The sequence below is a fragment of the Planctomycetota bacterium genome (genome assembly GCA_038746835.1).
Taxonomy (GTDB): domain Bacteria; phylum Planctomycetota; class Phycisphaerae; order Tepidisphaerales; family Tepidisphaeraceae; genus JBCDKH01.
The window spans coordinates 1-12,079 of sequence record JBCDKH010000113.1 but is presented as its reverse complement, the minus strand read 5'-3'; the positions used below and the strand labels follow the sequence as shown (position 1 = coordinate 12,079).

The following is a 12,079-nucleotide window of genomic DNA, read 5'->3' as shown; positions in this document are numbered from 1 at the left end:
TGGCCACCTGCACGCGTGACCTGCCGGCCGAGCGCGAACCAGTGCTCTTGGGGCAGGTCGCCGGACGCGACCAGCGCGAAGCTGCCGAGCCGCATCTCGCTGGCGAGCAGGTCGTAGTGTCCTGCATCGAGCCGGCGATCCGACGCGTTGTAGCCGATGTGCAAAAGACGTCGGCCTCTGTCGAACATGAGCGACCAGTCCGCCTTGGCCAGATCGTCTGCGGTGTCGGCGAGGCCTTTGAGCGTGTCGATGCGACTGGCGGCGCGGTCGGCGGCGTCGCTGAGGATGCGGACGAGGCGTTTGAAGTAGGGCAGGTCCGCGTGCGGCCGGAGCGTCGCCGTGTCGACCTCATCGGCCAGCGCGACAGCGGCAGGAATGACTTCGTTCCGCAGATCGGCGACGTAGCGGAGAGACGGGTACGACTCGAGCGCGGCCAGTGACGACTCGATCAGCACGAGCCGATCACGCGAGACAGAGTCGCCCGGCTGATACGGCCGAGCCGGTCCGACCAGGTCGACCCACGGGCAGAGGTGATGCAACTCTTCGGCGAATCGGCCGACGTGGCGTTCCAGCTCCGTCGCCCATCGGCGATGTTCGTCGGGCGCGTTGCGCGTCGCTTCGACGGCTTCGGCAGCGGCGACGCTGAGCTTCTGCAGCAGCAGCTTGGCACCACTTAGCTTGGCCGGTCCGGCCGAGCCGACTTCGCCCGAGCACTCGCTCGCGAGTTGTTCGAGTCTTCGCTCCAGCGACTCCGGCAGCGCGACCACACGCGGCTCCGGCGGTGCCTCGCCCTGGTCTTCGAGCAGCCGCACGCGTTCGAGACCGCGGCACGTGTCGAGGAACAGCCGAATCGTGTCGGCGATGCCGTTCCACTGCTCGCGGCGAATGGGCGACTCGTGGACGAGCTGCCGGACGCCGCGCGACAGGACGTGCAGCGAGGCGACGAAGTTGCCGCTGTCGACGGCCGAAACGTACCGCGGCTCCAGCGGGGCCAGACGACGCGTGTCGTACCAGTTGAAAAAGTGGCCCGACTCGTGTCGCTCAAGTCGTCCGGAGGATTCGAGCATGCGTCCGACGCGATCGAGCAGCTGGCCCAGCGTGACGTAGCCGAAGTCGTGCGCCGCCAGATGCGACAGCAGGCCGAGCCCGATGTTCGTCGGGCTGGTCCGCGGGGCGATGCGTTCTTCGGGCACTTCCTGCACGTTGTCCGGTGGCAGATAGTGATCCGCGGCGGCGACGTACCGGTCGAAGAACGACCACGTGCGTCGCGTCACCTTCCGAAGGAACCGCTGGTCGCGTGCGGCGAGCTGCTTGTCGAGTGGCTTCTGGCGCGTCGGCCGACTGATGAGGAACGCCAGCGTCGGACTCGCGATCCACGGCAATGCCAGCGCAACCGCCGCCACGACGGCGGACGTCTCGGCAGCGAAGGCGAAGAGCCAGCCGACCAGTGCGACCGCGATGAGCCAGCCCGGCCACATCGCTTCCCAATAACTCGCGTGGTCACGGCGAGCCAGTCGTTCAGCCTCGGCAGCGGTTCGCCACTCAAGCAGGTGCTTGCGTGTCACAAGCAGACGCCAGCCCGTCTTGACGATCGCGACGCTGTGAATCCACGCCTCGTACGGCAAAAGGACGAGATTCATCGACGAACGGACCAGGTCGGGCATCAGCCCGTGAATACCCTCGCGGAGCCCCGCCGCCAGCGACTCCTCGGCCTCGGTCGCAAACAAATCGCCGACGACTCCGGCGAGCCACGTGCAGATCGGTGGGACGAAGTAGAAGCCGACCGCCAGAAGCGCCCACGCCCAGAAGTCGCCCGGCACCGCGACCGCGGCGATGAGCAGCGTGAAGAGCATCGCGATCGGAACCAGGCTCCGACGAAGGTTGTCGAGCAGCTTCCAACGCGACAGGTTCGACAGCGTTGTCCCGCAAGCTCGCCCGTCGGCCGTCTTGTGCCACGGCAGGAGATGACTGACGAGTTGCCAGTCGCCGCGGACCCACCGTTGGCGCCTCGCGACATCGGCGACGTAGCTGGAGGGCGTGTCTTCGTACAGCACGACGTCGCCCGCGAGGCCGGAGCGTGCGAAAGCGCTCTCGATCAGGTCGTGCGACAGAATCTGGTTGTCGCGAAACCGTCCGCCGCAGGCCTTCACAAAGGTGGCGGCGTGGTAGATGCCTTTGCCGACGAAGCTGCCTTCGCCGAACGCGTCTTGGTAGACGTCGCTGACCGCGTGCGTGTACGGATCGATTCCGACGTCACCCGCAGCGAGCCGACTGAAGAACGACTCGTGCGCGTCGACCAGATTCACATCGACACGCGGCTGAAGGATGCCGTACCCGTCGATGACTCGGCCGAGCTTGTTGTCGTAGGCGGGTCGGTTGAGCGGGTGGTGCATCACGCCGACCAGCTGCCTTGCGGTGTCGCGTGGCAGTTGCGTGTCGCTGTCGAGGACGATCACGTACTCGACGTCATACAGCCGCTCGCGTGCGGCGATGCTCGTGGAGAAGGCTCGCATCGCGGGGTCGCCGTCGCGGCCGGGCGAGGTGAGCAGCTTGTTGAAGTCGTCGAGCTTGCCACGCTTCCGCTCGCGTCCCATCCAGACGCCCTCCGACTCATTCCAAAGTCGTGGGCGATGGAGAAGCATGAACTTCTCGCCGGTCTCGAAGTCGTAGCGCTGGTTGAGCTGGTCGACAGCGGTCCGTGCGTGATCGAGAAGGGCGTCGTCGGTGTCGAGCGTCTCGGCCTCGGCGTCTGGGAAGTCCGTGAGCAGAACGAAGAGCAGGTTCGGATCGCCGTTGCCGAGGAACCGGATCTCCATCGACGCGACGAGGTCGTCGAACTGCTCGACGCTCGACAGTATCGCCGGGACAACGACGGCCGTCTTGGCTTCGGCGGGAATGCCATCTTCGAACCGGAGGCGTGGCAGTCGACGTGGCTCGGCGAGCTTGGTGATGAGCCAGTTGATCAGTCCGACCGCCGGCTGCGTTGCGGCGACGAAGACGGGTAGCACGAGCATCGCCGCAAACGCGATGGCCATGCCCGTCTGCCACGAGTGCCAGACCACGAGCAGAGTCCCCAGGATCGCCGGGAACACCACGCCAGCGACGAGCAGGAAGACCGGCGCCGCGTTGCAAAGCCGGCCGAGTCGCTGCCGCAGCGTCGGCCTCATGCCGGCGGCGCGGTCGAGCAGCGGTCGTCCTCCGCCGACGAGGTAGTGGCCGACGTGCTCGCGACGCACGTCCACCGTCAGCGTGCCGTTCGCACCGCTGGAGTTAGCTTGGCCGCCACTGTCGCGGGCAAGGCCGACGGCGAGCTCGGCGACTTGCAGCTCCGTGTACGGGCTTCGACGCGCGATCTTCTCGACGACGTGGCGATACCGGTCGCGCGATTTGAAGTCCTGCTCCGCATAAACGCCGGCCGGGTCGTTGCGAAGCACGCGTTCGACGACGCTGACGCTCTCGACCCACGTGGCCCAGTCGTGGCTCTCGACGAAGCGGAGCGAACCGATCGAGTTGCCGATCGAGACCTGGTCTGACGCCTGCCGCTGGCTCTCGACCTGTTCGAGCTGTCGGATCGTCGCGCCTTGCTCGGCCAGCGCCTGTTCGAGCCATTCCAGCGGAAATGCGAGTGCCGGTCCCTGGCCTTGCAGGCGCCTTGCGAACTCGCTGACGAACGCGCTGGTCAGTCGCAGTGCCTCGTGCGACAGCTCCGGATCCGCCGGCGTCGTGCTGCCGGGCTCGGACTCGAGTGCAGCGTGCATGTCGGCCAGGACGCGGACGACGCCTTTGGGGTCCTTGCGCGCGGCCGCAAGCATGCGCTTGGCCCACGCGGCGGCGAGGTCGTGGTCGCGCTGCTGGGCGGCGACGCGGGCGGCGACACGGCGCAGGTTTTCCAGCAGGCCGAACCGCAGCATGATCGGCACCGCCCAGAGCTCGCCGAGCCGCAACGGCGAGACCGACTGATAGCTGCCGACGAACTGGTCCAGCGCTGGCGCGTCGACCTGGCCATCGACGTGGGTGATCAGCTCCAAGGCCAGGTCGTACACACGCGGCCGACCGGCGTTGGTGCCGGTCTTAAGGCGTGGCAACTCGGTCGCGTAGCGCTTGGGCAAGTGCCGTGCGGCCAGGCGGAGCTGGCGTTCGATCAGGTAGAAATTGTCGACCAGCCACTCGGCAGCCGGCGTGATGCGGCGACCTTTTTCCGCAGCTCGGACGACGCGGTCGTAGGCCTCGTCGAGAACACCTCGGTTCTGGCTGAGCCGATCGAGCAGCGGCTCGGGTCCGAAGGGCTCGTCATCGATTTCGTGCCAGCCGGCGAGGGTCTTGGCGTGCTGGGCGAGCTGGTCGCTGCTGTACAGGTCGCCGCGAAGCGGTTGTTCGTCTTCGGGTGGGACTCGGCTTTCGCCGTTGGTTCCGGCGCTGCCGTTGCGGAAGAGCTTGAGGTGACTCAGCAGCGTCGTGCCCCGGCCGACCTCTTGCGGGTAGGACGGGCTGGTGTGCGACGAAGGCGAGTCGGCAGGGGCTCTGGTCAAGGCTGGGTCGTTCGGCGTGGCTGGCAGGTTCGATCGGGCCTCCTTGTTGTACCGCGACCGGCCGCGTTTCACGACCGAGAAACGCCCGTTCGACGGCTCGGCGTCGTGCAATTCGAATCGAGTGCGATAGACTGCTGCCGGTGGCCAGGAGGGCCGCTGTCATTTCACCGACGGATCGACGATGCGACCATCCTCTGTTGTTGCCCATGCCAGCTTGTTGTCGGCCGCGATGGTCCTGGCCGGGTGTGCGTCCACGTCGCCGGAACAGCCGCTGCGGATCGAAGCGGCACCGGCCCCCGTTCTGGCGGAGCCGACGACGCCCATCGACGATCCGCCGCCGGTCGATCCGAAGCTGTCTGCCGTCGAGGTGGAGCTGGCCCAGCTCCGAGCGAGGCTCGAAGCGCCGCCGACACAGACGGCGATTTCTCCGTTCGACTTGCCCACGACCGACGGCAGCGTCGACCTCCGAACGCCCGCTCACCTCACGGCCACGAGCGAAGTCGAGCCGCTGACGCGTTCCGAAACCGTCGCCGCAACTCCGATCACCGTCGAGCCGCTCGAACAGCCTGCACCAGAACCCGAGCCGACGCTGGCGAGCTTCGAGGAGCCGCTCCCAGCCACGGCCGCGTCGGCATTCGACCGCCAGCTCGACGCAGCCATCTCCGGCAAGCCCGTAGGCGATCTCTCCGGTCTGCTGCCGAGTGAGCGACGCCTCGTCGAGACCGTCGCCGAGCACGTGGCCGAGTTCCGCGACACGCTCGGCGGAATGCCGGACGTCGAAGATCAGGTCCGTCCGATCCTCGAAGCCGCGGAGGCACTGCGTCGCGAGGTCGGGCTGACACTGCCGACTGCCGAGCTGTGCAGCAGCGTCCGCATCTTCGGCGATTACACGCCCGTCGGCCCCGAGTTCACTGCCGGTCGGCCACATCGCGTCGTGCTGTACGTCGAGGCGGACGGCTTCCAGAGCGAGCAGCAAGCTGACGGCCGATGGCTGACCCGGCTAAGCCTCTCGGCTGTGCTGTACGACGAGCAAGGCCGGCCCGTCATGAGCCTCCCGCCCAAGCCCGCGCGTGACGTCTCTCGTCGCGTCCGTCGCGACTTTTTCCTTAGCGGCCTGATGACGCTCCCGGCGCACGCCGCACCTGGCCGGCATCGACTGAAGGTGACGGTTCGCGACGAGCTGGCCGGGCGCGTGGCACAGCAGAGCGTGCCCGTCGTGTTCGTCTCAAGATGACGACGGCGACCCGTCGAGCGACTGTCCGGGCTTGACGTTGAAACTCCGACGCTCCTCAAGCTCGGCCTTGAGTTCGAGATCTTCCTCATCGAGTTCGTAGGCCGGCGCGACGTCGGCTTGCTCCTCTGGTGGAAGCGGGCCGGATTTGATGCCGAGGCGAATGAAGTCGAGTTCAGCGTTGATCTCCGCACCGATCAGCAGGAACAGCGCGTCGACGTAGAACAGGAACATCAGGATCGCCACGCCCGCGACAGCGCCGTAGGTCTGGGCGTAGCTGTCAGCGGCGCCGAGTCGGGTCAGATAGATCTTGAAGCCATATGCGGTGGCGATCCACATGAAGACCGTGAAGACGGTGCCCGGGCTGAACAGATGAAGGCGTGTCCGCACGCTCGTGCCAAAGCGGTAGAGGATGCCAACACTGGCCAGCAGCAGGAACAGGCCGATCGACCACCGAAGAATGCGGCTGAGAACCTGAAGCCACCCAAAGCTGACCGGCAACTCAGTCGCCTTCTCTTCAAGCCAGACCTGAGCGCGGGAAATGAACTCGCCGCCGACGGGCAAGATGATGACCGTCGTCAGGATCAGGATCGCAAGGGTCAGCGTCAGCAGCATCGCGACTGGCTTGTTGATCCAGACCGAGCGGATTTTGTCGGGCGCTACGTCGTAGCACTCGTCCAAACCGGCCATGGTCATTGAGACTCCGTTGCTGGCAAGAAACAGGGCAATCGACAGGCTGAAGACGAGCTGGAACGTCGTCGGCGGCTCGTTGATGAGTTCCGTGACCAGCGATGTAATCGTCTGGCTGATGATCGCGGGCTGGCGATCCTGACTGGTTGGTTGTGTCGGCTCGCCAGGACCGGGCTGGGTGGCGGGCAGCGTCGTCGGTACAGCACCGTCGGGTTCGCGCAGATCGGAGTCGACCGAATCCTCATTCGTCTTGACGACCTCTTCGGCGTCGTCTTCAGCGGCCTCGGGTAGCTCGACACCGGTGACAAGCGCCTGCTCGACAGCGTTAAGGATGTCGTCTTCGCTCGGCTTCACGCGATCTGGCAACAGCGGCACCAGCGACACGCTGAAGATCACGAATGGAAACAACGCAAGCAGCCACGAGTAAGCCAGCGCTGCCGCCCAGACGAGCAGATTGTCCTCGAAAAAGCTCTGTTTGTATATGCGTTTGACGAAAGTCCACACGCCGACGTGTCGGTAGACGTGCGGAATGTCGCGCATGCGAGCCACGGCTACAGGCTACAGCAGCTACCGGCTCGAAGCTGGCCCAGAAAGCCGACTGTCCGCCCGCACGTACTCCGGACGACGCGCCACATCCGTCATGTTCGCCCAGACCCGCATCGCCTTCACCGCCAAAAAGCTCGTCGGCCAGAGGATCAGCAGCGACAAACCCCACCACACGTCGACGTATCCGATGACGAACAGCGCGTCGTAGACGATCAGCCAGAGTAAGCCGTAGAGGATCAGTGCCTTGCCCGCTGCACGGCGATCGTTGGCCTTGCGACGGACGGAGCGTCCGAGCAGCGCAAACACAATCGCGGCCGCGGTGGGCAACAGCAGGGCGGGTTCGATTCGCAGGGACTCCGCAAAACCCAGCCCGCGGCGGTAGAACAGCGTGAAGATCAATCCCAGGTTGAGCGCTGCCAACCCGAGCGCAAGGTACGCCACCTGACGCCCGTCCAACGGCGGCCGTTTGGCCTCGCTCCGATACGCGACGGCCGAGATGATTGCGACGTGGTTCAGCAAAAACAGCGGGTGCCATACCACCGGCAGGTGCGGCGCCGGGATGGCCGCGTGGAAAAACCGCACGAGCCCGAGCAGCAACAACCCGACCCAGACGAGGTACTTGCCTGCGGCGTCGTACGTGGCGATCAGCAGCACCGTCACTGCCAGCAGCACCGCCGAAGCCATCGCCGCGTCGACGTTGGTCTTGAGGAACAGCCATCCCCCGGCTGTGGCCACGACCAGCATGAGCCCAGCGACCACGATCGCCGACCAGATGCCAATGCGTCCGCTAGGCAGCGGCCTTGCCACCTGCAACTGCTGATCGCGACGCCTGTCGATGATGTCGTTGAGCGCCATCCCGAACCCGTACAGGCCGACCGCCACCGCGAGCGTCGCGATCACCAGCGTCGGCGGCACGTCGCCCCGATCGTCATGACGCAGTGCCAGCGACGCCAGCGCGTTGCTGACGGCTGTGAAGACCAGCGCCATCCGCGTCAGTTGCAGCAGAGCGAGGAGTCGTTCCGAAACTCGCCCGAGCATGACGGTAATCGTACCGACCGAGCTACGAGGCCGCATCGCCTCGCCGAATCGGCGAAAACGCCGCTGCTACGAGCCCGCGAGCTCCTCGTCGATGGTGGCGGCGGTCGTGAGGATCAGGACGAGGGGTGCGTTCCAGTTGATGGCGTTCTCGTTGACCCTGTAGTTCGACGCGTCATCGACCCACTGGCGTGCGGGTGGCGTTTTGCCTCCCGCGTTCGGACCACCCGCCAGCAAACCGGGCCAAGGCGCGTCGACGCCGTCAGCCATGCTCGGGCGGTGGTGGATGTTTTGCACCGAGCGATGTCCGACGCCGGTCATGAAGCTCATCGCGAACGTGTTGCGCCCGAGCAGGTAGTGCAGGCAGTCGAGAACACCTTGCCTGTACCGAGGCGACGGCTCGAGATGATCTGCGACCGCCAGAATCAGCCCGTAGTTGGCGACGATGCCGTTGCTGCCCCAGAAGTACTCGTTGGAGGAAAGCGGCATCCGATACGGATTGCCTTCGATGCGATCGACGATCCGTTGGGAGTTAGTCGCTGCGTCCTTTCGAAGCCTTTCGAGCAATGCCGGGTCCCCGTTGCCGTCGTCGATCATGGCGTAGGCGAGCAGTGCCAACACGCTGACGTTGCCCCAGTACGGTGCACCGGCCGAGGCGAGGTTGTAGCGCTCGTGATGCCGTTTGAAGTACTGCCCATACGTCGCCTCGCCCGTTGTGCGGAACAGCTCCGCGGCGGCCCACAGCATTTCGTCGGCCGGGTCGGCGTCCTTGTACTCACCGGTGTGAATGCCGGTTGGATTCTGGAGAAACGTCGCGTCGGGGTGCTCAACGCACCAAGCAAACGCTCGACGTGCGGCATCGAGGCATCGATCGGCGTAGGCCGGGTCGTACTCGCGATAGACGCGCGCTGCGATCGCTGCGACCGCAGCAAGGTTGGCTGTGGCGGCCGTGACAGTGCGTGGCTCGCCGGGCTTGGCTTCTCGACCGATCGCGTAGACGGTCGCCCTCGCCTCACGCGGATCGTCGGGCATCCACTTGCCGGCGAATCGTGCTTTGGTCGCCTTGTGCCAGGTTCCTCCGTGCTCCTCCTGCATCGAGAGCATCCAGTCGAGATTCCACTTGATCTCGCGGAGGTAGTCGGGCAAGTGCTCGTCGCCCGGCGGCAGGTCGAGCTGCATCGGCTCAAGCGTCTGCCGATGGAGCTCCCACGTCCAGAGAAGCGTGCCCGTGGTGATGCCGCTGTTGACGACGTATCGACCGAAGTCGCCGGCATCGTGCCAGCCCCGGACCGACGGCATGGTCCGAGACTCGTCGGCCAGCCCGTGAATGACGAGCGGCGTGGACGTCGTCCCGCCGTGCGCGAACTGCGGAAAGTCCGGCGCCAACGAGACGGCGATGCCGTGTCGTTGACCCGTGAACGAACGGATCGCCATGCGAAGCGGCCGGTCGTAGGCATCGGCGGCGATGTCGAACGCAACGCGATGATCCCCGACAACCATCGCGTAACGGCCGGGCTCGTTCAGATCGGTGAGGTCGACGTGCCGGATCACCTCGCCGGTGTCCGGTGACTCGACGGCCTCCCCAAACGGAACGGTCGCGACCTTGCGTTCGCCATCGCCGCCAGGAACCAGCTGGAAGACGATGGCCGATTCGGCATCGCCAACCTGGGCCGCGTCGACGACAACGACCTTGGTCTCGCCCGGCAGGAAGCCAACTTGCCCCAGACGGATCGGCGGGTCAGCCGGCGCAGCGACGATCGCACCCGTCGACATGACCAAGCACCCGAGGAACGGCACGAGCAGTCTTCGAATCACACGACCTCCGAATCCGCCGAGGATGACGTCGATCACTGCACCGGCTCGACGCCGAAATCGGCCGCGTCGTTGCTGAGCTGAATGCTGTCGATGCTGACGAAGTCGTCGCCGGAGTCGTAGTCGCCGTTGACAGCGAGGCGGATCGAGTCGACGGGCAGCGGCGGGGTGGTACCGGTCGCGGCGACCTCGTAGCCCTTGCCGTCGGAGTCATCGACGTAAATCGCGTAGCTGCCGCTGGCGATGTCAAGGCCGATGACGATGCTGTGCATGTCGGTCTCGACCTGACTGAGCCCGTCGGTCCGGCCGCTCAAGCCGGGCAGCTCCGTCAGCTTCGAGTCGCCGTCGGAATAGCGGAACCGGAGGCCGGCAGGAAAGCGGCTCACCTGGTTGAGCTGAACCTCGACGAGCTGTTCGATGCCCTGAGTGTCCGGGTCGGCGTCTGCGAAGAGGCCGAACTGGGTGTTGCGGAACTTGCCGGGATGGTCGTCGAGGTTCCAGCCCGCGAAGTCGACGCGGAAGTAGATCTGCCCTTCTGACACCTTCGGGATTTCTGCCCTGGGAAAGGCCCGTGCCTGGCTGTCGATGATGTACTGGCCGTCGCCGTTGACTTCGAAGTCGAGGCCGGCGTTGAAGGCCGCGTTGCCGAGCGTGCCGGTGTTGGTCGCACCTTCGAGCTCGGTGCCCGAGGAGTCATCGAACAAGAACTGCTCGATGACGTCCGCCTGGGACGTGGCGGTCGTGAGTGCAAGTGCTGATGCTGCGGCGAGAGTCAGGGTCGAGATGGTGTTGGGCATGAGTTCCTCCAGAATGAATAGTTCGGCCGGCTATGCAAATGTGATGCAATGTTTTACCCTTATTGCGTCAGCCCGCCAATGGCGCACTTGGATTCATGGCACAATCGGCGATCACGACGTGACAGTCTCGGAGGACACCTGATGAAACACCTAACGACACTCTTGGCCAGCATCGCCGTCGCGCTTGCGACGAACACGTCGCCCGCTGCGGCGGACGAGAGGCCGATGAACGTCCTGTTCATCGCCGTCGACGACCTCAAACCTGCCATCGGTGCGTTCGGGGACGGCTTTGCCGTCACGCCGAACCTCGACCAGCTGTCGATGCGTGGGGTCGCCTTCACCAACGCCCACTGTCAGCAGGCGGTCTGTGCGCCCAGTCGCGTTTCGCTGCTCACCGGCCTTCGTCCGGACATCACCAAGGTCTGGAACCTCAAGACCGAGATGCGCGATCACCTGCCCGACGTCGTGACCCTGCCGCAGCGATTCAAGCTGGCCGGCTACCAGTCGATCGGCATGGGCAAGATCTTCGACCACCGAAGTGCGGGCGGGTTCAACTCGATGGACGCGGTGTCGTGGTCCGAGCCGTTCATCAACATCCGCTCACCCGCCGGAGAGTTCTTCGGTTTCCAGGATCCAGACGTTGTGGAGCAGGTCAGGGAGCGCAAGGCACACCCAGACTTCCCGAAGCGCGGCTACCACGAGCGTGCCCGATTCGTCTTCCCCGAGAGGCGTCCGCCGACTGATCGGGCCGACGTGCCCGATGAGGCGTACCACGATGGCGCGATGACGGAAGTCGCCAAGGAGCGTCTCGACGGCTTTGCGCAGAGTGAGGAGCCGTTCTTCCTCGCAGTCGGCTTCTACAAGCCGCACTTGCCGTTCAACGCCCCGGAAAAGTACTGGGCGATATACGACCGCGACGCGATCGAGCTGGCGGCATTCCAGGAAGCGCCCGAAGGTGCACCCGACTACGTCACGCAACCTGGCTGGGAACTCCGCAGCGGGTACAACACCCCGCGCGAAGGCCCGATCCCAGAGGAGATGCAGTACGACCTCATCCACGGCTACTACGCCACGGTCAGCTACATCGACGCCCAGGTCGGTGAACTCATGGCCCACCTCGACGAGACCGGCCTGGCCGACAACACGATCGTCGTGCTCTGGGGCGACCACGGCTTCCATCTCGGCGATCACGCCATGTGGTGCAAGCACTCCAACTTCGAGCAGGCCACACGCTCACCGTTGATTTTCGTCGACCCGCGTCACGACCCCGTCGGCCCCAACGCCAGCCCGGTCGAGTTCCTCGACATCTACCCGACGCTCCTCGAAATGACCGGCCTGTCTCCGATGGGCGACATGCATGGCCACTCCCTCGTGCCGATCGTCCAGGGAGAAGCCGACCGCGTGAAAGAGGTCGCCGTCAGCCAATACCCGCGCGGCGG

7 protein-coding genes are annotated in these 12,079 nt (G+C 65.4%); 2 read left to right on the top strand and 5 right to left on the bottom strand.

The window, feature by feature from the left end:
* Positions 1-4,529 (bottom strand): glycosyltransferase family 2 protein (locus AAGI46_11405; GenBank protein ID MEM1012812.1); only part of this gene is annotated, 4,529 nt, incomplete at its 3' end.
* Between the two features lie 181 nt (positions 4,530-4,710).
* Between AAGI46_11405 and AAGI46_11400 the strand changes: the two genes are divergently transcribed.
* Positions 4,711-5,763 carry a hypothetical protein gene (locus AAGI46_11400; GenBank protein MEM1012811.1) on the top strand — a complete coding sequence of 351 codons (1,053 nt, stop codon included), beginning with the start codon at positions 4,711-4,713 and terminating at the stop codon, positions 5,761-5,763.
* Here AAGI46_11400 and AAGI46_11395 read toward each other — a convergent pair.
* The 4 genes from AAGI46_11395 to AAGI46_11380 form a co-directional block, all read right to left on the bottom strand.
* Complete coding sequence (locus tag AAGI46_11395) at positions 5,755-6,990, bottom strand: YihY/virulence factor BrkB family protein (GenBank protein MEM1012810.1); 1,236 nt, start codon at positions 6,988-6,990, stop codon at positions 5,755-5,757. The two genes, AAGI46_11400 and AAGI46_11395, sit on opposite strands and share 9 nt — an antisense overlap.
* Before the next feature lie 27 nt (positions 6,991-7,017).
* Positions 7,018-8,034 (bottom strand): UbiA family prenyltransferase, encoded by a 1,017-nt coding sequence (locus AAGI46_11390; protein MEM1012809.1) that lies wholly within the window; start codon positions 8,032-8,034, stop codon positions 7,018-7,020.
* A 66-nt stretch (positions 8,035-8,100) separates the two neighbouring features.
* Positions 8,101-9,804: a glycoside hydrolase family 9 protein gene (locus AAGI46_11385; protein ID MEM1012808.1), complete on the bottom strand. Its 1,704-nt coding sequence runs from the start codon at positions 9,802-9,804 to the stop codon at positions 8,101-8,103.
* A 74-nt stretch (positions 9,805-9,878) separates the two neighbouring features.
* Positions 9,879-10,640, bottom strand: a complete 762-nt coding sequence (locus AAGI46_11380) for a hypothetical protein (protein ID MEM1012807.1) — start codon at positions 10,638-10,640, stop codon at positions 9,879-9,881.
* Positions 10,641-10,781: 141 nt separating this feature from the next.
* Between AAGI46_11380 and AAGI46_11375 the strand changes: the two genes are divergently transcribed.
* Positions 10,782-12,079, top strand: a 1,298-nt coding sequence (locus AAGI46_11375) for a sulfatase (protein ID MEM1012806.1), incomplete at its 3' end; no start/stop codon positions are given.

What these genes read in the sequence shown, in the direction of transcription:
- AAGI46_11380 (MEM1012807.1), bottom strand. Translation starts at nt 10,640, where the DNA reads ATGCCCAACACCATCTCGACCCTGACTCTCGCCGCAGCATCAGCACTT.
- AAGI46_11400 (MEM1012811.1), top strand. Translation starts at nt 4,711, where the DNA reads ATGCGACCATCCTCTGTTGTTGCCCATGCCAGCTTGTTGTCGGCCGCG.
- AAGI46_11390 (MEM1012809.1), bottom strand. Translation starts at nt 8,034, where the DNA reads ATGCTCGGGCGAGTTTCGGAACGACTCCTCGCTCTGCTGCAACTGACG.
- AAGI46_11385 (MEM1012808.1), bottom strand. Translation starts at nt 9,804, where the DNA reads ATGTCGACGGGTGCGATCGTCGCTGCGCCGGCTGACCCGCCGATCCGT.
- AAGI46_11395 (MEM1012810.1), bottom strand. Translation starts at nt 6,990, where the DNA reads ATGCGCGACATTCCGCACGTCTACCGACACGTCGGCGTGTGGACTTTC.